This window comes from Streptomyces sp. NPDC021224, from assembly GCF_044332905.1.
GTDB lineage: Bacteria > Actinomycetota > Actinomycetes > Streptomycetales > Streptomycetaceae > Actinacidiphila.
Genome location: NZ_JBIRPW010000003.1, coordinates 703,118 through 726,600 on the forward strand (window position 1 = coordinate 703,118; position 23,483 = coordinate 726,600).

A 23,483-nucleotide genomic window follows, 5' to 3' on the forward strand; every position below is an offset into this window, starting at 1 on the left:
GATCCCTCCGGTGGCCGAGTCGATGCCGCAGGGTGCGGCATCGACGCCTGCCCATCGTCGTGCCGGTGGACTACCAGCGCGGGCCACCGGTTTCACGGGCCTGCGGTCCCCGCGGCATCAGGCCCGCCTGCGCCGTCGGTGCCAGGGGAGCGTCCACGAGACTGGCGTGCTGTGCCGTGGCCGCGAGCGGTCGCAGAACCGGAGGGGCAGCCGTTGTGGTTTCCTGCGACCGGTGGGTGCCGAAGACGATCAGTGCCCAGAGCAGGCAGCCGAAGGCGGCGGTGTGGAGAAGGGCGCGGACGATGTTCCAAGCGACCCAGCTGTCCTCGAAGTCCTTGCGCGCGGCTGCCAGGTTCTTGATCCGGTCGGGGCTGCCCGCCTTGGCGAGCTGGTCGTTGAGGGGGACGTTGAGGCTGCTGGTGACCATGAAGGCGAGCAGGTAGAGCACGAGCGCGGCGATGAGCCACGGCAGCGCCGCCCGTCCGTGGCCGCGCCAGGCCAGGACGACCGCGAGGGCGAGCAGTGGGATCGCCGTCATGAAGGGCAGCATGAAGACCGGGTTGAGGATGGCCTTGTTGATGTTCTGCATCGTTTCGACGAAGGTGCGGTCGGAGGAACGCGCCAGGCCCGGCATGACGGAGTAGGCGAAGGCCGCGAACAGGCCGGCCATCAGGCCGGTGGCGAGGGCGGTCAGGATCAGGGTGGTCTGCTGCAGGGTTTTCATGCGTGGTGCCTTTCGTTCCAGATGCCGATGGCGGCGGTGCGGTGGGCGTAGTCGGCGAAGTCGCGCGGGGCACGGCCCAGAGCGCGCTGGACGCCGTCCGCCAGACGGGAGTTACGGCCGTCGAGAGCGGTGGTGAACGGGTGTCCGGGCGGATCGGTGGTGTCCTCGGGCGCCTGCGCCCGGACGAGGGCGTATTGCCGGGCGGTAAGCGGTACGAGGGCGATGTGCCGCCCGGTCGCCGCGCCGAGCCGGGCGGCGACGTCGGCGAGTGTGAGGAGTTCGGGGCCGGTCACCTCGTACAGCCGGCCCGTGTGTCCGTCCCCGGTGAGGGCGGCAACCGCGACGTCAGCGACGTCGTCGGCGTCGACGAAGGGCTCGGGAGACCACTCGGCCGGAAACGGGATCCGACCGGCGATCACCGCGTCCCGCAGGTGTCCTTCGCTGAAGATCTGATGGAAGACGGCCGAGCGCACCACCGTCCACTGCGCGCCGGACCGCTTCAGCGCCTCCTCCGCGCGCATCGCTTCAGGCTCGCCGCGGCGTGAGAGCAGCACCAGCCGGCGCACCCCCGAGGCCACCGCGAGGCCGGCGAGGCGGCCGACCTTGTCTGCCGCGCCCGAGGCGGCCGGATCGGGCTGGTAGGCGACGTACACCGCGCGGGCGCCGGCAAGCACCGGCTCCCACGTGGCCGGCTGCTGCCAGTCGAACGGCAGTCCGCCCGAGCGGGATCCGATCCGTACCGGCAGGTGCAGTGCCGCCAGTCGCCGGACCACCCGGCGGCCGGTCCTGCCGGTCCCGCCGAGGACCAGCACGGGTGCGTGTCGTTGCACGGTGGGACTCCTTCGCCCTCTTCGCCGCGATCGGGGTGTCGATCCGTGCCTCCAGCCTCGGGCCGCGCGAAGCGCGGACCAACTACCGGTCCACGCACCTTTGTTAAGGTGAGCGTTAACGACCGCGGCGGGAGGCTGCCAGGACGAGGGGGCGCGGGCGTGGAGCGTCGCGACATCGAGATCTTCCTGACCGTTGCGGAGGAGCTGCACTTCGGACGCACCGCGGAACGGCTGCGTATCTCCACCGCCCGGGTCAGCCAGACCGTCAAGCAACTGGAGCGGCGCGTCGGCGTGCTGCTGTTCGAGCGGACCAGCCGCCGGGTCGCGCTGACGCCGGTGGGACAGCGCCTGTACGACGACATCCGCCCCGCCTACGACCAGATCGTCGAAGGGATACGGCGGGCCGAGACCGCCGGCCGCGCCGTCGACGGCCTGCTGCGCGTGGGATTCGTCGGAGCGCCCGGAGGCCCGTTCATCCTCGCCGTGGCGCAGTCGCTGCGACGCCGGCACCCCGATGTCGAGGTGCGCATCCGCGAGGTGCAGTTCAGCGACGGCTACGGCCCGCTGCGCAGCGGCGAGATCGATGTCCTCCTGTGCTCCCGGCCTGTCGAGGAGCCTGATCTGACCGCCGGGCCGGTGCTCATCCGCGAGCCCCACGTCCTCGCCGTCTCAGCCCGCCACCCCTTCGCCCGACGTGCCTGCGTCTGCCTCGACGACCTTGCCCGCGACATCGTGCTGCGCTCGCCCCGCTCCGTCCCCGACTACTGGGACGAGCACCACATACCGTCACGCACCCCCGGCGGCCGCCCCGTCGAACGCGGCGAGAGCGTCGAGACCATTCAGGAACTCATCGCCCTGGTCGGCGCCGGACAAGGCATCTACCCTGCCCCCGCTCACGCCGCCGCCTACTACGCCCGCCCCGACGTGACCTACGTCCCGATCAGCGACGCCCCGCCGTACGAATGGGGTTTCGTATGGCGTCCTTCAGCCGCAACGGCCCGGCTCAGGGCCTTCCACGAGGCCGCGCTCACCCACGCCGACGGGAAACCCGACACGGGATGGGGCACCCCCTGACCTACCCGGCGCACTCGGAAAGCAGGCCTGCGCGGCCTGTCGCAGCCTGGCGCCGTTTGAGCAGGTTGCGGTGCCGGCGCAGGACGGTTTCCGGACGTCCAAGCAGCTGGTGCCGCAGAGCGGGGATCTCGATGTCCTTGTCGCGGTCGTTTACCGGCGGCAAGTGATCAGGGGCGTGAACTGGGCGGACGAGTTGTCGGCTCCCGCAGCGTCGTGCACGGCGTGATCGCCCGGTGGTGCACGCCCGTTGACGTGACGGGCTGTCGGCTGGCTCTATGGGAGCGCTCCCAGTACGGCTCCCCGGGCGCCCGTCGCCCGTCCCCTCACACTCGTGGAGAAACCTTTGTCCCCCCGCACCCACCGCCGTGGCAGGCTCGTCCGGCTGCTGGTCGCCTGCCTGCTCACCCTTCCGGCAGCCGCCGTGCTGGCGCCCGGCGCCGCCCATGCGGCGGATCCGCCGCCCACCGTCGTCTACCAGGCCGAGGACGCCGCCCTCGACGGGGTGACCGTGGGCACGTCCGTCCCCGGCTACCAGGGCACCGGATACGCGGAGGGCTTCGACACCGCCTCCGACAAGGTCACCTTCACCGTGCCGGACAGCCCCGGAGGCCTCTACAGCCTCTCGATCCGCTACGACGGCCCGTACGGCGACAAGAAGACCAACCTCCTGGTCAACGACGCGGGGGTCGGTGAGATCTCGCTCCCCGGCACCACCGACTGGACGGACGCCGCCGCGGGCAACGTCCTGCTCAAGGCCGGGACCAACACCGTGACCGTCGTTAACGACTGGGGGTGGTACCTGATCGACTCGATCTCGCTCACCCCGGCCCCGCCCCGCCCGCCGCACCAGGTCACCGGCGAGCTGACCGACCCGCAGGCCACGCCCGAGGCGAAGTCGCTCATGAAGTACCTGACCGCGCACTACGGCCAGGACATCCTCAGCGGCCAGCAGGGCGCCGCCGACGAGAGCTGGGTGGAGGACAGCGTCGGCAAGGCCCCGGCGATCGAGGGCCTGGACATGATGGACTACTCGCCCAGCCGGGTCGAACGCGGCGCCACGTCCACCGAGACGGAGAACGCCCTCGCCTGGGACGCCCGCGGCGGCATCGTCACCTTCTGCTGGCACTGGAACGCCCCCTCCGGCCTCATCGACCAGCCCGGCAAGGAGTGGTGGCGGGGCTTCTACACCGACTCGACGACCTTCGACCTCCAGGCGGCACTGGCCGATCCGTCCGGCACGGACTACCAGTTGCTGCTGCGCGACATCGACGCCATCGCGGTGCAGCTCGGCCGGCTCCAGGACGCCGGGGTGCCGGTGATCTGGCGACCGCTGCACGAGGCCGAGGGCGGCTGGTTCTGGTGGGGCGCGAAGGGCCCGGAGCCCGCGAAGGCGCTCTACCGGCTCATGCACGACCGGCTGACCCGGGTGGACGGCATCCACAACCTTGTCTGGCAGTGGAATTCGGTGGACCCTGCCTGGTACCCGGGTGACGACGTGGTCGACATGGTCAGCGCCGACTCCTACCCGCAGGCGGGCGACCACGGGCCGGTCGCCCTGACCTACGACCACGAGCTGTCGCTCACGGGCGACACCAAGGTCGCCGCCCTGGCCGAGGTGGGCACGATTCCCGACCCCGACCTGCTGCGCGCCTACCAGGCCCAGTGGTCGTACTTCGTCGCCTGGTCGGGCTCCGAGCAGGACCCGGCGAGCAACGACCTCGACTTCCTCAAGCGGGTGTACGCCGACCCGTACGTCGTGACGCTCGACGAACTCGGCGACGTCAAGCACTACGGGGACTGCACGGCCACCTACGTCGTCACCGCGGACTGGGGCAACGCCTTCGTCGCGAACGTCACCGTCACGGCCGGGCCGAGGGACGTCAACGGCTGGGAGGTCAGCTGGGACTACGGCGGCGGCCAGCGGGCGGGCGGCGGCTGGAGCGCGACCCTCACCCAGCACGGCACCAGGGTCACCGCCACCAACGCCGACTACGACGGCCACCTCGCCGCGGGCGGCTCGACCACCTTCGGCTTCCTGGGCAGCTACAGCGGCAGCAACCCGCCGCCCACGCTTACCTGCACCGCCCGCTGAGCACACCGGTCGGTCTGGCCTCCGGCCCCGCCCAGAACCGGGCGCCACCGGCGCCCGGCCGTACCCGCAGGTCAGCGGGTACGGCCGGGCGCCGGTCGGCCTACGGGTCCATCCCGAAGTTCGGCCCCAGGATGTTCTCGTGGTCCTGCAGGGACTGCGTCAGGTTGCGGGCCTGCTGCTTCCAGGTGTCCTGGGCGATCCCGACCTTGACGCCGAGCCAGCCGAACAGGCTCGAGCCCGTCGTGTGCGCCTTCTGCGTCAGGTAGATCCCCTTCTTGTTGGACGAGATCGAGAACTTGATCTGCGAGCCGGGTTTGTCGAAGTAGCCCTCGTTGGTCACGGTGAAGGTGAAGGAGGTCGGATCGTCCACGGACACCGTCACGTCCCCCGGGCCGCCGGCGATCCTGCCCAGCCCGTGCAGCATCGCCTCGGCGGGGTGCAGGGTGCACTTCGCCCCGTCCGTGAATTTGCCGCAGCCGGTCACCTTGAACGGGAAGATCTCATGGGGGTGCCTCATGAAGAAGGCCATGATCCCCTTGGGGTCGCCGAGGCTGTTCGGCCCGATGTACTCCGTGGTCGTGTACGAGTAGCTCAGGCCCGACGTCTGCGCGGGGGGCGGGCTCCGGTATTCCTCAAGCTCCTTCTTGTAGCCGCCGTACACCCACTTGAGCCAGTTCTGGTACATGGCCGGGTAGCCGAGGTAGTACCCATGGCCCGGGACCTGGCACAGGGTGTGGCAGCGCCGCTTGTCGCGGACCTCCCGCTGCTTCTTCAGGGACACGTCCGGGTTCTGGTTGACCTTGCTCGAACCGCACTCGGTGTGCACGCAGTCGCCCGCCTGCGTGGCCCACGCGCTGCAGTCGCTGCCGCAGGCGTTGCCGTGCTCGTTGCAGCCCTCGTGGCCGTTGCGGCAGGTGTAGAGGCCGGTCGGATCGCTCTGGCTGACGGGGTCGTTGCCCGCGTAGGCGTAGCCGTTGAGCGACTGCGGGTCGCTGCTGTCGAGTTCGGGGTCGACGGAGATGAACCGGCCGGTCACCGGGTCGTAGTCGCGGGCCCCGAGGTGGGTCAGCCCGGTGCCCGGGTCCTTGACGCCGCCGACGAAGCCCCGGTCACCGGACCAGCCCGTCGGCGCCGTACCGCGCAGGGCGCCGAACGGGGTGGTCCGGCGCTGCTGCAGGGCCAGGCTCGCGCTGTCGATCTGGAGCTGGCCGGTGCCCTGGCTGTCGGCGATGAGGAAGTACACCGTGTTGTCGTCGGTGCGCATCGCCTGGTTGCCGTCGCCGAGGTCGTAGTAGCGGGTGGCGTGCGCGGTGGTCGCCCCCTTGGCCACGGTGACCTCGGTGCCGCCGAGGTAGAGCGTGCTGCCGGTGTCCGTGCGGGCGATCAGCCGGTTGCCGTCGGCGTCGTAGACGTAGTCGGTGGTCTGCCCCGCATCGGTGACCACCCGGGTGAGCCGGCCCTCGCTGTCCCACGTCAGGGTCTGCCCGGCGCCGTCGACCGTACGGGTGCCGGTGTCGCCGACCGCGTCGTAGGTGAAGGAGTCGACCGTCGTTCCGCCCGGCCCCGTGGTCGTGACCTGGCCGAGCGTGTGCGGCTGCGGCGCGGTGGGAGCGGGGTAGGTGTAGGTCCGGACGGTGTCCGGGGCCGGGTTCGCGCCGACGCCGTGGTCCGTCTCCTTGGTGCGGTCGCCGACCTTGTCGTAGCCGAAGGACTGCCAGTACGCCGCCGGCCCGCCGAGCACCTGGGCGGACGGGGTGGCGGCGCAGCCCGCCGTACCCTGCGCCCAGGCCTCCGTCAGCCGGCCCAGGGCGTCGTACTGGAAGCACTGGGCGTCGGTGCCGTCGCGGGAGACGTCCGTCGTCGAGGTGATGTTGCCCGCCGGGTCGTAGCCGTAGGTGGCGGACTTGTCGGTGCCGGGCACGTCCTGCCGGTCGACCCGGGAGTTGGACAGCCGCTGGGTGCCCCACTCGAAGGTGTTGGTGACCTGGACCGCCTTCTGTCCGGCTGCCTGGAAGGTGTACTGCAGTACCTGACCGGTGTAGCTGTACGCGGTGTCCGTGGTGTAGGTGGCGCCGCCGGAGCCGGACACCGTCACGGGCCGCAGCGCCTCGTCGTAGGTCGGGGTGACCGCCTCCGCGGGCAGGCTGCCCGCCGCGGGATAGCCGACGGACTGGGTGGTGCCGTCCGCGTTGTACTGGACGTTGCTCTGGTAGGAGCCGGCCAGCGCACCCTCCGAGGCCGGGATCGTCGTCGTGGTGCGGTGGGCCCGGTAGAGGTTGTCGTACAGGCTGTACGTCACGGTGTACGCCGAGCCCGTGGCGCCGCCGACGTAGCGGGTGGCCGAGGCCGGCTGGCCCTTGAAGCCGGCGGGGTCCCACACGTGCTTGGTCAGCAGTGGCCCGTTCGCGGCGCCGTCGTGGGTCTCGGTCTCGCGGCCGAGCCCGTCCCGGACGTGGTAGATGCTCTTCGCGCGCTGGTCGGTCGTGGAGACCACCTGGTTGCGATCGTCGTAGACCGTGGTGGTCGTGCCCTTGTCGGGGTCGACCGCGCTGGTCTGGTTGCCGCGCTGGTCGTAGCCGTACGTCCAGGTGGTGCCGGCCGGGTCGGTGATCTTGGTGAGCCGGTCGGCGCCGTCGTAGTCGTACAGCGTTGTGTCGTACGGCCCGGTGGCCGTCGGGGCGTGGTACTGGTCCAGCTCGCGGGTGTTGCCGCGGGCGTCGGTGACCGTGGTGGTCGGCGTGCCGCCCTGCGGCGGGGTGACCGTGGTGCGGTCGCCGCCGTAGGCGGTGGTGGTGGTCGCCAGGACCGCGCCGCCGTCGCTGTTGCCCGCGACCTGCCGGCTCTGGGTGATCCGGCCCATCCCGTCGTAGGTGTTCCAGACCTGCGTCTGCACCGACAGTGCGTCGTCCAGCGTGTACAGGGCGGTGGAGGGCGCCTTGGCCGCGTAGTAGGAGGAGAAGGTCTTGGCGACCAGGCCGCGGGGGTCGTAGAAGGTGTCGGAGACCAGCATGCCGCCCTTCGGACCGGGCGCCTGGGCCTGCCGCACCCGCAGGAATCCGTCGAAGAGGGCGTAGGCGGTCCGGGTCCCGGTGCCGGCCTGGGTGGTGGTGCCCACCGCGGAGGGCTTGCCGTCGGTGATCGTGTAGGAGTACGCGTAGTCGGGCGTCTGGTTGTTGGTCTTGGAACGGTCGGGCAGCCAGACCTTGAGCTTGCGGCCCAGCGCGTCGTACGTGGTGTCGGTGCGCTTGCCGTTGGTGTCGACGACGGTGACCGGCATCCGGCGGACCGGGTCCAGGGTCGTCGTGGTGGTCTGGGCGGTGGTCAGGTCGCCCACGGTGGCCGGCGGCGTGGTGACCGTCGTCGTCTTCGGGAAGCCGGTCGCCGGGGCGTAGGCCGTGGTGGTCACCCGGCCGTCGGTACGGTCGGTGCGCTGGGGTGCGCCGGTCACGGTGGCGGTGACGGTGCCGGTCACGTCGGTGGACGAGACCTGGCGGCCGTAGTCGTCGTAGGCGGCGCCGGCCTCCAGGTAGGTGGCGGTGGTGCCGTTGTGGGACTTCAGCGTCGCCACCCGGGTGGCGTCACCGGCCGTCGGCACCGCGCCGTAGGCGTGGCCGTCGTAGGCGGTGCGGAGGTCGGACAGGACGTCCTTGGTGTAGTCGGGTGTGGCCTTGCAGTGCACCGCGACCGCCTGGACCCGCGAGGGGGAGTCCAGGATCCAGGCGGTGGGGTTGTCCACGTAGCTGGTCGTGGTGCAGCGGTCGTCCGCGGTGGTGGACACGTCGCCGTGGTCGTCGACGGTCAGGACGCGGCCCGCGGTGTTCTCGAAGGTGCGGCCGACGTCGGTGATCCGCCACGAGGAGCCGGCGCCGCCGTCCAGCGAGGTCCAGGAGCGGGTGTCGGCGGTCCCGGTCAGGTTCGCCGCGATGGTTCCCCAGCTGCGGGTGACCGAGCCGGTCTCGTGGTGCCAGGGGGTGTTGACGGTCTTGTCGAGCACCTTGCCGCCGGGTCCGGAGTAGTGCTCCGTCCGGTACTCGAATCCCGACAGCGAGTCGTGGTCGGTGATGGTGCCGCCGTTGTCGTCGGAGACGCTCACGCTGCGCTTGCCGCTGGTGGTCTTGTCGGCGTCCATGCCGCGCAGGTAGTAGTGGTCGGTCTGCGTGAGCATGCCGACCGGGTCCTGGCCGCCGGTCCGTACCTGTACGTGCGCGTAGCCGCGGAAGGTGGACCAGGTCTTGTACTTCTCCTTGGTGATGCCGTCGTCGGAGTCGTAGTGCCAGGCGGGCGTGCCGAGGTAGTCGTACGTCGTGACCTCGTCGGGCGAGGTGCGCGTGCGGTCGGTCTGGACGACCTTGGCGACGACGTACTTGTTGAACCACTGCCGGCTGGGGTTCTCGGCCCCCTGCACGGTGACGTACTGCGGGAAGCACAGGGTGCCGTTGGAGTCCGGCGTCGGCAGGTGGGCGGCGTCGCAGACGGCGGTGGAGTAGGTGACGTCGGTCTGCGCGCCGGACTCGTCGTCGACGGTGGCGACGCGCTCCTTGATGAAGGGCGAGGTGTTGTCGCCGGGGATGTCCAGCCGGTTGGTGCGCTGGTCGTAGCCGAAGGTGACCTTGGGCGTGCTGAGGTCCGGGGCGCCCTCGGGGGTGTCGGCCTTGCCGGTGTGCTGGACGGACGCCAGCTCCAGCTGGTAGTCGATGTCGGCCATGCCCCACTGCTGGGCCATGGTCCAGGTGTCCACCGGGGTGTAGCCGCCGGCGGCGGTGAGCACCTGCGAGGTGACTCCCGTCAGGCGCTTGCGGGTCCAGAAGGACGGCTGGAAGGCGTAGCAGTCACCGGTGGACTTGCAGTTCAGGTCCCACGGCGTGTCGTACCAGGGGGTGGCGGCGGTCTCGATCTTCGCGGCGTCGCAGGCGCCCGCGGTGGTGGACAGGCAGCGCTCGGCGCTGGCGAACTGGAACTGGGCCAGCGCCTTGGCCGAGTAGACCGCCGAGGACTTCAGCCCGTAGTCGATGTGGTCGAGGGTGCCGCCGCGGACGTAGACGGTCGGGTCGGACGCGGTCCTGTCGCGGCCGTAGTAGTTGGTCTCCTTGTCGTAGTAGTAGGCGATGGCGTTGTTGTGCAGGTCGACGGAGTAGTCCAGGTTCCACCGCCAGCCCTGCTGGCACCAGGAGGTGGCGAAGGTGGAGCCGTGGCAGGGCTCGTCGGCGTTGTTGCCGTAGACCGGCACGGTCCAGGCCGAGTTCGTGGTCGCCTTGCCGCTGGCCCAGCCGGGCAGCTTGTTGTAGCCGAAGTAGTACTGGGTGCCGTCGGTGGTGGTCACCCGCCAGTACTCGTCGTTGCGGGCGCCGTTGGAGCGCACGTCGGTGCTGCTGCCGTAGACCCGGTCGACCTTCGTGCCGTCGTCGCCCTTGATCCGGAAGCTGTTGGTGCCGGTGGACACCAGCTGGCCGGAGTGGCCGCCGAAGGAGATGTTCGCGTTGTCGTACGCCCAGCACAGGTCGTCGACCTTGTTGCCGGAGGAGTCCTTGACGCCTTCGTCGCCGCAGGGCTTGTAGCTGCGCTCGATGAAGCCGGGGGACATGTCGAAGCCGTCGCCCACCCAGGACGCCTGGTTGTTGGTGCTGCTGGTGCGGCCGTCGACGGACCCGGAGTCGTAGCTCAGGCTCACGTCCGGGGCGAAGCTGCCGGGGACGTCCGGCGCGGGCATGTCGTAGGACCAGGTGAACGTACCGGTGTTCAGCCCCACGTCCCAGGACGAGGAGGGCGACAGCGACGTGGCGGCGTAGTCGCCGTGGTCGCTGGAGGTGCCGGCGACCGCCGCGAGCACCATCGGGGCGCTGCCGGAGGCGGATGCCAGGGACAGCGCGTCGGCGGTCAGGGTGTGGCGGGCCGCGTCGTTCGCAGTGCGGACCGGGGCCGGCGTGCTGCACGAGGCCTGCGCCGGGGTGGTCAGCGCGCAGGCCGGCAGCCGCACCAGGTGCAGCCGGGCGGCGTAGGCGCCTCCGTAGGCCCGGGCGTAGGCGCTGTCGTCGACCTGTACGCCCACGGTGCCGCCGCCGGCTCCGGCGCCCGGTGCCACGGTGAAGAGCAGGCCGTCCACGCCGGCCGCCTGCGCGGTCCGCCGGTCGAGGACGCGGACGGTCGCGGCGCCGGTCAGCGGGGCGGCCGTACCGGCCGCGGTGACGCCCCGGCTCGTGGCCGCTCCCGCGGCGGGGACGGTCAGGGTCACCGGGAGGTTCCCCGCGCGGACCGCCGCTGCCCCGGCGTGCGCGGCCGGGAGCGTGACGGTGGCGCTGCCCGGCCGGTCCCAGTCGGTGTCCTGCTGTGCCACGGGGTGGTGTGCGAGGCCGTCGTCGGCCCGCTTCAGCCCGGTACTTCCCGAGTGCCCGGCCATCGGCACGCCGGGGGACGGCCGGGCCGCCGCGCCGTCCGCCTGGGCCGCCGGCACGGCAACCGCCTGCAGCATGCCGGCCATCAGCGCTCCGCCGGCGAGCAGCGCGGCCGCGTCCCGCAGTCTTCTCGATGGCATCCGTCTCTTGGTCACGCCTGTCCCGCCCCCATCATCCTTCGATGTCTTCTGCGTCACGCCGTGCGTGCGCGGGCGGCGCGCGATGCCCGCGCGCCGCCCAGGTGATGCCACCGGGTCAGGGCCCGGCGGTGGTGTCCAGATCCGACCCGCTGGCCAGCGCCGCGATCTGGGTGTCGGAGGCCACTCCGCCGAAGGCCCAGACGTCGTCGATCACTCCGGGCCAGAACTCGCCCCAGGTGGTCGCGCCGGTCTTGGCGCGGCCCAGTTGCAGGCCGTAGGTCGCGTCGAACGGCAGCACGGAGGAGTTCCACGACACCGACTCGGTGCACGACGCGTCGTCGGGAGTGCCGTCGTCGTCGCTGTCGGCGCACAGGGCCGCCTGCAACTGGCCGTTGACGTACAGCCGTGTCTGCCCGGCCATCAGGTCGTAGACCACCGCGATGTGGTCCCAGGCCCCGTTGTCCTGGAAGCTGGTGTGGGACGCGGTCGAGACGACGGCGGTGGCGCTGTCGTCCTTGGCGGTCGTCAGCTGCCAGCTGCCGGCGTCGGCCGGATCGGCGGAGTCGGGTACGTAGCGCACCGCGAATCCGTTGGCGGTCTTGCCGGACGCGCTCAGCACCGTCACCGGTTTGGTCGGCCGCGCCGGCGTCGAGACCCACGCGCTGACGGTGTAGCTGCTGTCGGTGTGGATCGGTGTAGCGGTGGTGGACGCGTAGCCGTTCGACGTGCCGTCGAGCACCAGCGATCCGGTGCCCACCATGCTGTCGGCGCCGGTGGCGTCGATCCGCGCGCCGCTGCCGAGGGTCAGCGGGTGCCGGTCCGCCGCCGAGGCCAGCGCGTCGGGGGAGACCTGCGGGCTGCCCGTGGCGGTGTCCAGCCGCCACCGGCCCTCGACCTGGAGCTGGTTGTGGAAGAGCGCCGCGGCCTCCGGTGCCGACAGGGCCCGGTCGTACATCTGGACGTCGTCGATCATTCCGGGGAAGAAGGCGCTCGGGGCGCCGTCGTAGGACCCGGCGCCGATCTGGGTCGCGCCGCCGCCGTAGAAGGGTGCGGCGAACTTGGTCGTCGCCACCCACAGGCCGTTGACGTACAGCCGCATGTCGTCGGTGTTCGCGTCGTACGAACCGAGCAGCTGCGTCCACACGCCGGCCGGGGAACGGGTGGTGTCGCCCTGGGCGGCCCGCACGATGGAGGCCGTGTCGGAGTCCGCGGTGTAGGCGTCGAACGACCAGCCGTAGGTGGCCGAGTAGTACAGCTCGAAGCCCGGCCGGTGCACTCCGGCCTGGGTGGCGACGATGGCGGCCTGGGACGGTTTGGACGACAGTTTCGCCCATGCCACCACGGAGTAGCTGTTCCGGTTCTCGATGTGCGAGGACGTGGTGGACGCGTAGCCGCTGGTCCCGTCGAAGGTCAGCGCGCCGTCCTGCGCCCCGGCGCCTCCGGCGGTGACCCCGCCGTGGAAGACGGCGGGCTCGGTGTCCGCCCGTCCGTGCAGCTGGGTGGTCGCCGTACCGTCGTCCTGCGTGGCCGGCTCGTCCAGCGGGAAGACCGCCCGGGCCTCGCGCCCGGTCCCGATGGGCGCGTCCTGGGCCAGCCGCGCCACGTCAGCGGCCACCAGGGCCTTGTCGTAGATTCTGACGTCGTCGATCGTGCCGGGGAAGTACGAACCCGGTCCCCCCGAGTAGCGGCCCGCGCCGATCTGGAGCCCGCGCCGGGCGTCCCACGCCGTCGTGTAGCTCGTGGTCCCCGCCAGCGTCCCGTTGACGTACAGCGACAGCAGGTGGGTGCTCGTGCTGTAGGACCCCGCCAGGTGGTACCACTGGCCGGCCACCACTCCGCCCGCGGTGGCGGACATCGCCCGCACCGGGACGGCCGTGGCCGTGTCGTCGCTGTACTGGTTGAACACCCAGCGGTCGTAGCCCTTCGAGTAGTACAGCTCGAAGCCCGGCGCCTGGTTGCCCGGCTGGGCGGCCACCACCGCCGCGGCGGTCGGCATCCGGTCGAGTCTGACCCAGGCCGACACCGTCATGCTCTTGTCGGTGTGCACGGTCGGGATGTCGGACGCCAGGTAGGAGCCGGTCCCGTCGAAGCCGACCGCGGTCCCCGTCCTGCCCTCCACGCCCAGGGTCGGGGAGCCCACCATGTCCAGGGTCCGGTCGCCGGCGGTGCCCGCGGCCTGCGTCGCGCCGGCCGGGTCGTCCAGCTTCCACTCCGCGCGGGCGGGCTGGCCCTCCTTGACGCGGAACTGGTACTTCTCCGGCTCGCTGCCGTTGCCGGCGCTGTCGAAGCTCTGCGCGTAGACGAAGTTGGTGCCGGCCCGCGTCGGCCGGAACTTCACCGTCTTCGCCGCACCGCCCGAGGTGGTCAGTGTGTGGCCGCTGTCGCACACCGGCTCCGCGTCGACGCCGTAGCAGTACTTGACGACGTCCGTGGAGACCGAGTCGAACGTGAAGCTCCCGTCCCTGCCGACACCGTCGTACGACGGGTCGTCCGGGTCGCTGTCCACGACCGCCGGGTAGTCACCGGAGGTGATCACCGGGCCGGCCGGCACGCTGGTGTCGTACACCCAGTAGCAGTTGGTCGCGGAGCCGGTGGACGACCACGGCGAGTAGCTGTAGTACGTGCCCTGGTCGTAGTCGACCGCACGGGCCTGCCAGGCGATCGTCTGGCCCTTCGGGATCGTCTTGCCGGACAGGGCCGCCGTGAGCTGTGTGGAGAAGCTGGACCCCGATTTCTTCGGCCCGATCCTGGCCGAGGTCCACTTGGTGCTCAGACCCTTGCCGTCCTTGGCGTCCCACGCCACGGCGAACTGCACGCTCACCTGGTCGCCGTCGGGGTCGGTGACGTCGCTCGCGCTGATGGTCGGCAGGGTGCGGATGCGCACCGGTGACGACGGGCCGTGGCACGAGCTGCCGGGGCTCATCGACAGGTGGGACATGGGGATCTGCCGGGGCGGCATGTTGTAGTGCACGCGCAGGTACGCGTCGTCCGTGAACCGCTTCCAGCTGTACTTGTCGCCCTCGCTGGTGGCCCTCAGCCCGAAGGTGGTGGTCGTGTAGTTGTGCGATGCCGCGTACTTCATGCCGGCGGTGGCGTTGAACTCCACGTCGGAGGACTTGCAGCTGGAGGAGAAGCCGTGCGCCTCGTTCTTGGTGTCCAGCAGGTCCAGCCAGTTGTCGGACGAGGAGTTCCACGTCGTACCCGAGGTGAATCCCTTCGTCCGCCACAGCTCGATCTTGCTCGCGTCGCACGACGCGGACCACACCTCGTGCCCGACGAAGGTGGCGCTCACGATCGTCTTGCCGGCGAACTTCGAGGTGGGGAAGGAGTAGAACAGCCGCTTGACGTCGTAGGGAGCGCAGTAGTTCCAGGCGCAGTCGCCGACGCCGGAGTCCCCGTCGCCGTTGAAGCGGTGCTGCGGGCTGGATGCCCAGTACTTCGACACCATCGTCCAGTCCCCCGCCTTGGGGGTGTACGTCTGGGGGTCGATGTACAGCGGGAAGGAGACGGCCGCGCCGGAGAGCAGGGCCGGGTCGGGTGTCAGCGTCAGCTGCGTGTCGTCCCTGTCGACCGCGACGCCGATGGGGGCGACCTTCGAGGTGTCGGTCGGGCCCTGCGCCGGGTCGTCCGCGGTGGCGGCCCCGGTGCCCTCGTCGGCGGTCCGCGCGCTCCGCGCGGTCTTCGCGCTGTCGGCCGTCCCCGCCGCGGCGCCGGCGCCGGAGTCCCACATGATCGGCTGCGGCGCGGCGAAGACCTCGCCGCCGCCCGCGGTGTCGGTGGCGGTCAGGCCGCCCTCCGCGGTGCGCGAGACGTCCAGGCCGGTCGCCTCGACCCCGAACGTCAGCTTCGCCAGCGCCGGGTTCTTCGCGGCCGCGGCGGTCTTGACCACCACCAGTTCGTGGAATCCGTCGACATCCGCGCGCACCTGGAGGTCGACGTCCGGCAGCACGTTGCCGTACGTGGCCGTGTCACCGCTGAGCGTCGGGGCCGGCAGCGCCGACGGCCAGGTGTACGACAGCTTCCTGCCGTCCTGGTCGAGCGTCACCAGCGGGGCGGAACCGCCGCCCGACAACGTCATGCCGACCGACGCCACCGCGGGTGCGATGCTGCCGTCCGGCTGCTCGACCAGGGTGTTGTCGAGCGTCTTCCAGCCACCGCCGACACGCGCCCGCACCGGGCGCAGGTGCTGGTCGGTCTCCATGCCTCCGTCCGGCGTGGCGTAGGTCTCGCTGGACTCCGTCCGCAGCGAGCTGATCTCCACGTTCTGGCCGGCGTCGGCGGCCTGGGCCGCAGCCGCGCTCTGCGTCAGCGCGGTGCGGACGCTCCGGGCGCCGCCCTTCTTCGCGGGCTGCGCCTGTGCGACGGGCTGCGCCCCCTTGGCGCCGTGCGCCGGTGACACCGCGGCGGCCTGCCCGGCGGTCGTGAGACCGGCCGCGACGACCACGGTCGCGACCGCCCCTGTCAGTAGCCGAACCCGACGCGAACGCGCGCGTCTACCCCCACCCGAATCCATGACCCCCCCGGAACATGAGCGCATCCGCGAGCGTCGCGGCGCGCGAGATATTTCGAGGACCGTAGATCACCGTGCATACGCCAGGCAAGTGACCGAGCCCGAACGGCCTTTTTAGCAAAGCTTTATGATGATCTGTCACCTCGATCTCACTACATGCCGGTTACTGACCTTCGCGGGGTGGTGCGGGGTCCTGGTCATGCCTGAGGAAGACGCCGCCAGGTTTCCCGGCCGGCGGATAACCGAGGTCAAACCGGCGTATTGCTTCCCGGAAAGGGCCCTTCCGGGAGTGACGTCCGGTCACGCCGAGGCGGCTTGGAGAAGGGTTTCGGCTGCGGTTGTACGGGCGTAGAGGACGGAGCGTCCGACGCGGTGGGCGCTGACCAGGCCCGCGTCCCGCAGCGCGGTGAGGTATTGGGACACCCCGGCCGTGGAGAGCCCGGTACGGTGGGCCAGCTGCGTGGTGGAGGCCGGAATTTCCAGCTCGGTCAGCAGCAGGGTCCGCGAACGGCCGAGTACGGCCGAGAGGGTGTCGGCCCGGGTGGCGGGGCGCGCCGTCCACAGGGAGCCGACTCCGCGTGCCTGGTACGCGAGTTGGGGCGGGTCCGGGGGCGTCGTGCGGGTCCGCAGCCCCGGTCCGGAGAAGGCGGAGGGGATCAGCAGCAGCCCTGTGCCGGCTGTCGTGCGGGCCAGCGGCTGCTTGCGGCGGTCCATCCGCAGCGTGTTGCCGTGCCAGTTCAGCGAGGTGTGCAGGTCGTTGAGAAGGTAACCGGTGCCGTGCTCGGCGGCCAGGCGGGCCCGGTGGAGGATGTCTGCGTCGAGGATTGCCCGGATTCGTGCCCAGTAGGGGGCCAGCGCCACCTCCCAGTACATCTCGATCTCTTCGGCGACCTTGGCCAGAAGGCTCTGCGGGTCGGCGTGCAGTGCCCGCAGCCGGGGGCCGAGGTTCCCCTGGTGGCGGGCCAGATGGTCGAGGTCCTGGCGTACCCGGTCGGCGGGTGAGGCCCGGATCGCGTCCCGCTCTGCCGCCGGGGTGGGAGCCGGCCCGGCGGGGGCCGGGTTGAGGAAGTCGGGGACGTAGCCGGGGGTGGGCGGGATCAGCTCGCAGAGCCATCCCCGGTCCAGCCCGGCGGCCACCATACGCGGGCGCACCTGGTCAGCCCAGGGCTGGTGAATCGGATGTGCGGTGCCGTACCGAAGCAGCCGGAAGCTGGGGGCGACCTCCCACAACGGTGATACGGCGAACCGCACCTGCGCCAGATCGCTTGTCGAGAACGCCAGCTCTGCCAGGGCAATCACTCCTCAAAAGATTCAGGCATATATGAATCAATGGCGGGTCGGTCCACTGTGTGGGGATCATCCCGCCATGACCTCACAGACGATCACCGCGGCGGCATCGGGTACCTGGATGCTCGGCGACATGACGGTCAACCGAATCGGTTTCGGCACGATGCGTTTGACGCAGCACGGCGAGGCATTCGCGGCCGATTGTGTCCCACGCGACCGTGAGCAGGCGATTAGCGTGCTGCGCCGCGCGGTCGAACTCGGAGTGAACCACATCGATACCGCTGCGTTCTACTTCTCGGCGCTGCGCTCGGCCAACGAGCTGATCAACCAGGCACTGAGCCCTTACCCGGACGATCTCGTCATCACCACCAAGGTCGGCCCCGGCCGCGATCCCTCCGGCCGGTGGCTGCCGCACGCCACGCCGGACCAACTGCGCGGCCAGGTCGAGGAGAACCTGCGCCAGCTCGGCCGCGACCACCTCGACGTGGTGAACCTTCGCATCGTCGGCGACGATTCCATCGCCGAACGCTGGGGCGCGCTCGCGGAACTGCGCGAGGCCGGACTCGTCCGCCACCTCGGCCTGTCCAACGTCCGCCCGCACCACCTCGCCGAGGCCCGGACCATCGCACCGGTGGTCTGCGTCCAGAACGTGTACGGCCTCGGCGCATCAGCCGAGCAGAGGGAGCTGCTGCGCATCTGCGGTGAGCAGGGCATCGCGTTCGTGCCGTTCTACGCGATCGCCGGCACCGGACGCACCGCCGGCTTGACCACCGACCACAGTCCGGAGGTGCACGCCGTCGCGCGCGCCCTGGGTGCGACCACAGCCCAGATCCGGCTGGCGTGGACCCTGCACCAGGGCGCGCACGTCCTGGCCATCCCCGGCACCGGCGACCTCGACCACCTTGCCCAGAACGTCGCCGTCGGCTCCCTGCACCTGTCGGAGGACCAGCTCACCGCCCTGGACGCCCTTCTCCAGCAGGAGGCCGTGTGAGGAGGACTCGCGAACTCCCGGGCGGTGGCCGGCCCGGACGACGTCGCGCACCTCCGGGTTGCCGTACGGTCCCGCTTCCGCTGCCGTGCGGGGACCTATTACGGTGACCGGGGCCACGGCCGTTTCGAGCGCACTGGCCTTTTGCGAGCGGAGGACCTGGTGGGCGAAGAGGCAGGCGCGCTACCGCAGCTCCGGTTGGACGAGCTGCTGGAGGAGCTGCAGGTCCGCATCGACGCGGTGCGCGGCACCCGTGACCGGGTGCACAGCCTGCTGGAGGCGGTGCTGTCGGTGGGCGGCGAGCTGGACCTCGCCCAGGTGCTGCGGCGGATCGTGGAGGCCGCGGTGACACTGGTCGACGCGCGGTACGGCGCTCTCGGCGTCATCGAGGGGAACCGGCTCTCGCAGTTCCTCACCAGCGGCATCTCGGACGAGCAGGCGCAGGCCATCGGCCCGCTGCCGTCCGGCCACGGCATTCTCGGCGAGCTGATCCGGCATCCGGAGCCGCTGCGGCTGACGGAGATCTCCGACCACCCCGCCTCGTACGGGTTCCCGTCCGGCCACCCGCCGATGCACTCCTTCCTCGGCGTGCCCATACGCGTGCGTGACGAGGTGTTCGGGAACATCTACCTCACCGAGAAACGCGGCGGCGCCCAGTTCGACGGCGAGGACGAGACCGTCCTGCGCACGCTCGCGGTGGCCGCCGGCGTGGCCATCGAGAACGCCCGCCTCTACACCGCCGCCCGCGACCGGCAGCAGTGGCTGGAGGCCAACGCGCAGATCGTGGGCGACCTGCTGTCGGGGTCCGACGAGCAGGCCGTGCTGCGGGGCATCGTCGAACTGGCCGGCCGCATCCTGCACGCCGACCTCGGTGTGATCGCCCTGCCCGTGGGGGAGAGCACGGACCTGCAGGTGGTCATCGCGGTCGGGGTGGCCGCCGACGACCACCGCGGCCTGGTGCTGCCCGCGCGGGGCTCCTTCATGGGGGCCGCGCTGGCCGCAGGGGGGTCCATCTCCACCGGCGAGATCCGCAAGGACCCCCGGGTCACGGTGGGGCCCCCGCGCTGGCAGGGGCTCGGGCCGGTGGTGGCCGTGCCGATGCTGGCCGAGGAACGGGCGCGCGGTGTGCTGCTGCTGGCCCGCGCCGAGCAGGCCCCGCCGTTCACCGAGGACGAGATCGCCCCGCTGGCAGCCTTCGCCGGGCAGGCCGCCCTCGCCATGGAGCTGGCCGAGCGCCGGAGGAGCGCCGAGCAGGTCGCGCTGCTGAAGGACCGCGACCGCATCGCCCGCGACCTCCACGATCTCGCCATCCAGCGCCTCTTCGCCACCGGGATGACGCTGCAGAGCTCCCTGCGCTTCGTCGACCACCCGGAGGCGAACGAGCGCATCATGCGGGCGGTGGACGACCTCGACGAGACCATCAAGATCATCCGCTCGACCATCTTCGGCCTCCGGGCCAAGGAGGCGGACCGCAAGCGGCTGAGCCTGCGCGCACGCGCCGTCACCGCCGTGGAGTCGGCGGCCGGCACCCTCGGCTTCACGCCGTCCCTGCGGATGGAAGGCCTGATCGACACCGACGTGCCGCAGACCGTGGCCGAGGACGTGGTCGCGGTACTGGAGGAAGCCCTGTCCAACGCCGCACGCCATGCAGGCGCCTCGGCGGTCGAGGTCTCGCTGATCGTCTCCTCCGGCAGGCTTGCCGTGACCGTGACGGACAACGGCGTCGGCCTGCCCGAGCAGGGCCACCGCAGCGGCCTGCGCAACCTCGCCGAACGCGCCCGGAACCTGGGCGGCGACATGACCGCGGCCGCCCGCCCGGAAGGCGGCACCCAACTGGCCTGGCGAGTGCCGCTCCCACCCGCGCAGGTGCCGGGCCAGGGCATGTCGGGTACGCCGGCGGCGGGACGGTACGGCCCCGCGGGGACGTGACCGGGGCGGGCGCCGGGGCTCCCGGGCCGCAGGCTGGCCGGCCCCGTGGTCAGCGCCGGCCGGTTCCGGACTCGGACGGCGGCGCGCTGTTCGACGCGATGACGGCGGCCTGCACCCTGCGTTCCACACCGAGCTTCGCCAGCAGCCGCGAGACGTTGTTCTTCACGGTCTTCTCCGACAGGTACAGCTGCTTACCGATCTGGCGGTTGGTCAGGCCGTCGCCGATGAGCGTCAGGATCTCGCGCTCCCGCGGGGAGAGGGCCGCGAGCGCGTCCGGTTCGGAGTCCGCGCCGGAGTGCTCGTCCCGCAGACTGCTCATCAGGCGGGCCGTGGTGGCCGGGTCGAGCAGCGACTGGCCCGACGCGACCGTCCGTACCGCCGAGACCAGATCCGAACCCTTGATCTGCTTCAGTACGTAACCCGCGGCACCCGCCATGATCGCATCGAGCAGGGCGTCGTCGTCGTCGAACGACGTCAGCATCAGGCACGCGAGCGAGGGCATCGCCGAACGCAGCTCCCGGCACACCGAGATGCCGTCGCCGTCGGGCAGGCGGATGTCGAGCACGGCGACGTCCGGACGCAACGCGGGACCCCGGGCCAGGGCGTGGCCCGCCGAGTCGGCCTCGCCGATCACCTCGATGTCGGACTCCGCGTCCAGCAGGTCGTGGACGCCGCGGCGCACCACCTCGTGGTCGTCGACCAGGAAGACCCGGATCGGGGACTCCGCCGAGAACCGCGGCACCTCACTCATGACCATCCCTCACCTGCCGCCCGCCCGGCCCCGTGCCGCGCTGGGCCTCCGATCATCGCGCGCGGGTCCGTCCGGCACCAGGGCCGAACGGACCCGCCCACAGGCCGCTCGGACCCCAGGACCCGCAGCGGGGGCCGCCGGGCTCAGAGGTTGTGCGACCGTTCGCCGGCGACGCCGTGCGCGGACGAGGAGCCCGCGCGCGGTGCGGAGTCGTCGAGCCGGCCGGTGAGGCGGTTGTCGACGGCGACGACGCCGTCGATCCGCGCGGTCGCGCTGCCCGCGACGGACACCTCGCTCCGGCGTTCCAACTCGCCTTCCAGCGTCACCACACCGTCCTCGACCCGCACGTCCACTGCCGGCGGGGTCAGCCACAGGGTGTTGACCACCACCTCCTTGACGACCTCCTCGCGGATGTCGGTGTCGGGGCGGAGGAAGACCTGGAGCAGGTCGCGCCTGGTGACGATTCCGACCAGGCGCTCCTCCTCGTCGAGGACAGGAAGGCGCTCGACCCCGTGCTCGGCCATGGTGCGGGCGGAGAAGGCGATCGAGTCGTCCGCGTGGACGGTCACCGGCGGGGTGGACATCAGCCGGCCGGCCGTCAGCGCCTCGACCTCGGCCTCGGCCGCCATGCGCCGGGACCCCGGGCCCCGGAGCCGCCGGCGCCACGACGTGGCCGCGCGGTCCCGGGTCCGGCGGGCCGCCAGGTCGGATTCCGAGACGACACCGACGACCTTCTCGTCGTCGTCGACGACGGGAAGCCCACTGATCCGATGCCACGCCAGCAAGCTCGCGACCTGTTTGAACGAGGTCCCCTCCGCGACCCGGACGACGTCGCTCGTCATGACGTTTCCTACCTTGCGGTGCTTCATGATGTGCCTCCTGTGAGATGCGGACCGAGCGCTCGGCGCGGACGGCGAGGGCAGGTGGTGGAGTGGAACTCCGGGTGGGCGGCGGGCCGTCCGGTCGGTGCGGTGCACGGCCCGTCCGCAGGCCGGGCCGTCACCCGGCGCCGCCCGGATCGGACGGGTGCGGCGGCTCGTGCCGCCGAAGCCGCGGGTGGGGCGGCTGCTCAGGCGTTGCGGTGGTTCCATGTGGGGCCGACCCGGGCCCATTCGGTTTCCCAGCGGCCGAGGCGGCGGCGCGCGTGGGAGGCGGCCGCGATCCCGCCGCCGACCAGGGCGCCCCCACAGATCCCGACCCCCGCGGCCGAGCCCGTCATGGCCGCACGGAGCCGGGCCGCCGACGGGGAGAGCGGCTCGGCGGCCGGCCTGCCGTGGCCGTCCAGCCAGATCGTGGTCCGCTCGCCGCGGCCGAGCCCGGCGCTCACCCGCACCAGACCCGTACGGGACTCTCCTCCGGGCAGAGCCCAGCGCACCCGGGTCCATGACGGGGTCCCGTAGGTCGCGTCGGTGTCCTCGGTCAGCACCGCCGTCACGGGACACCGGTCGTGCCGCTGGTGCGCGTACCGCACCTCCGCGTCCCTGGCGACGCACAGACCCGTCAGGGCGGCGCCGACCACGGCGGCCGCGCCGAGCGCGAGGAGAGCCCAGCCCTCCACCAGGTACGAACGGCCGCGCAGCGGGTTGCGCCGAAACCGCCAGAGCACCGTGCTGCGCTTCATGATCGGTCCCTCCCTTTCGGCTCCGGGGCGGACAGCCGCCCGCCGCTTTCACCATCCCGGGTGGGACCCGCGGCCGCGGAGAGGCGAACGGCCCTTCCGGGAGGGCGGATCGGGCCGTGAACGCCGTGCGGAACGGCCCTGCCGCCACCCGGAAGGGAGCCCCAGGATCGGTTCGGAAACCGGTGGGTGAAGGGAGCAGCCATGAGTCCGCCACGTGTGCTCGTCGGGATCGACGGGTCGGTGGCGTCCTTCGCTGCCCTGGACGTGGCAGCCGCCGAGGCGCGGCTGCGTACCGCCGGACTCGAAGTGGTCACCTGCGCCGACGATCCGGACGAAACCGGCCCGGTTCTGCGGGCCGCGGCGGCACGGGTGGCCCGGCGTCACCCCGGGACCCCCGTGACCACAGTCTCGGCCGTCGGCGATCCGGCCGACGTACTCGCCGAGCGGGGCGGCGGCGCCGCCCTCACCGTCGTCGGCAGCCGCGACGTCAGCGGCATCGCAGGGCTGTTACTGCACTCGGTGAGCCGGCGGCTGGCAGCACGGACCTCCGGGCCACTGCTCGTCGTGCGTGGTGCGGACACCCGGCCGGTCTCGCGACGGCACCGCGCCGGCACTCTGCTGCTCGAACTGGAGGGCGACGCCGACGCGGACGCGGCGCTGTTCGCCTTCGAGGAGGCGCAACTGCGCGGCGCGCGACTGGACGTCGTACGCGCCCGGACCCACCGGCGGGCTCCGCTCGACGTCGCGCTGATCGCGGCGACCGCGGAGGCGGAGATGGTCGTGGTCGGCACCCACCCGTCGCGCGGCAGGTCCGGCCCCGAACCGGACCCGGTCGCCGTCGCGTTGCTGCGCCGTGCGCACTGTCCGGTGGCGATCGTCCCGGCCCCCGCCGGAGGGGGCCGGGCGCGCGGGTAGGAGCCAGGGAGCGAGGGACCGGTGGCCCTGACGACCGCGCCGCCCTCCCACGTCCTGCGGGGCCCGCCAGGCACGCCCGGCGGGCCCCGCAGTGTGCGGGCCCGCCACCGAGGAGCAGCAGCCCGAGCCCAACCAGCCCCGGCAGCAGGGCCGTTCGGCCCCGCGGCTCGGGCCGTGGGCCCCCAGCGCCCGCGCCCCCGCGCGCAGGACAGTAATGCCGTACCGAACAGCAA

Annotated in this window: 13 protein-coding genes; 5 read left to right on the forward strand and 8 right to left on the reverse strand. The window is 71.7% G+C overall.

What is annotated here, in order from left to right; translation table 11 throughout:
- Positions 1–70: 70 nt before the first annotated feature.
- Positions 71–724, reverse strand: a complete 654-nt coding sequence (locus ACH4PY_RS11555; RefSeq protein WP_398179159.1) for a DUF1772 domain-containing protein — start codon at positions 722–724, stop codon at positions 71–73.
- Entirely contained in the window at positions 721–1,554 is an 834-nt protein-coding gene (locus ACH4PY_RS11560) for an SDR family oxidoreductase (protein WP_398179162.1), read from the reverse strand. Before ACH4PY_RS11560 ends, ACH4PY_RS11555 begins: the two co-directional genes overlap by 4 nt.
- A gap of 159 nt (positions 1,555–1,713) precedes the next feature.
- Between ACH4PY_RS11560 and ACH4PY_RS11565 the strand changes: the two genes are divergently transcribed.
- Together ACH4PY_RS11565 and ACH4PY_RS11570 are read left to right on the forward strand one after the other, a co-directional pair.
- Positions 1,714–2,628 carry a LysR family transcriptional regulator gene (locus ACH4PY_RS11565; protein ID WP_398179165.1) on the forward strand — a complete coding sequence of 305 codons (915 nt, stop codon included), beginning with the start codon at positions 1,714–1,716 and terminating at the stop codon, positions 2,626–2,628.
- A 343-nt stretch (positions 2,629–2,971) separates the two neighbouring features.
- Entirely contained in the window at positions 2,972–4,720 is a 1,749-nt protein-coding gene (locus ACH4PY_RS11570) for a glycosyl hydrolase (RefSeq protein ID WP_398179168.1), read from the forward strand.
- 100 nt (positions 4,721–4,820) lie between these two features.
- Here the strand turns inward: ACH4PY_RS11570 and ACH4PY_RS11575 are convergent, their stop codons facing one another.
- From ACH4PY_RS11575 to ACH4PY_RS11585, 3 genes are all read right to left on the reverse strand, one after another.
- Positions 4,821–11,249: an RHS repeat domain-containing protein gene (locus ACH4PY_RS11575; protein ID WP_398179171.1), complete on the reverse strand. Its 6,429-nt coding sequence runs from the start codon at positions 11,247–11,249 to the stop codon at positions 4,821–4,823.
- 115 nt (positions 11,250–11,364) lie between these two features.
- Positions 11,365–15,693: a LamG-like jellyroll fold domain-containing protein gene (locus ACH4PY_RS11580; protein WP_398179174.1), complete on the reverse strand. Its 4,329-nt coding sequence runs from the start codon at positions 15,691–15,693 to the stop codon at positions 11,365–11,367.
- 366 nt (positions 15,694–16,059) lie between these two features.
- Positions 16,060–17,055 (reverse strand): ArsR/SmtB family transcription factor, encoded by a 996-nt coding sequence (locus tag ACH4PY_RS11585; RefSeq protein ID WP_398179366.1) that lies wholly within the window; start codon positions 17,053–17,055, stop codon positions 16,060–16,062.
- Between the two features lie 70 nt (positions 17,056–17,125).
- Between ACH4PY_RS11585 and ACH4PY_RS11590 the strand changes: the two genes are divergently transcribed.
- On the forward strand, positions 17,126–18,037 hold the full coding sequence (locus tag ACH4PY_RS11590) for an oxidoreductase (RefSeq protein WP_398179177.1): 912 nt from the start codon (positions 17,126–17,128) through the stop codon (positions 18,035–18,037).
- 159 nt (positions 18,038–18,196) lie between these two features.
- On the forward strand, positions 18,197–19,963 hold the full coding sequence (locus ACH4PY_RS11595; RefSeq protein WP_398179180.1) for a GAF domain-containing protein: 1,767 nt from the start codon (positions 18,197–18,199) through the stop codon (positions 19,961–19,963).
- 49 nt (positions 19,964–20,012) lie between these two features.
- Here ACH4PY_RS11595 and ACH4PY_RS11600 read toward each other — a convergent pair whose 3' ends face one another.
- The 3 genes from ACH4PY_RS11600 to ACH4PY_RS11610 all read right to left on the reverse strand — a co-directional run bounded on the left by ACH4PY_RS11600 (position 20,013) and on the right by ACH4PY_RS11610 (position 22,335).
- On the reverse strand, positions 20,013–20,714 hold the full coding sequence (locus ACH4PY_RS11600; protein WP_398179183.1) for a response regulator: 702 nt from the start codon (positions 20,712–20,714) through the stop codon (positions 20,013–20,015).
- 143 nt (positions 20,715–20,857) lie between these two features.
- Complete coding sequence (locus ACH4PY_RS11605) at positions 20,858–21,583, reverse strand: CBS domain-containing protein (protein ID WP_398179186.1); 726 nt, start codon at positions 21,581–21,583, stop codon at positions 20,858–20,860.
- Positions 21,584–21,783: 200 nt separating this feature from the next.
- Positions 21,784–22,335 carry a hypothetical protein gene (locus ACH4PY_RS11610; RefSeq protein ID WP_398179189.1) on the reverse strand — a complete coding sequence of 184 codons (552 nt, stop codon included), beginning with the start codon at positions 22,333–22,335 and terminating at the stop codon, positions 21,784–21,786.
- Positions 22,336–22,536: 201 nt separating this feature from the next.
- Here ACH4PY_RS11610 and ACH4PY_RS11615 point away from each other — a divergent pair, with 201 nt between their 5' ends.
- Positions 22,537–23,250, forward strand: coding sequence for a universal stress protein (locus tag ACH4PY_RS11615; RefSeq protein ID WP_398179192.1), 714 nt, complete (start codon positions 22,537–22,539; stop codon positions 23,248–23,250).
- Positions 23,251–23,483: the final 233 nt, after the last annotated feature.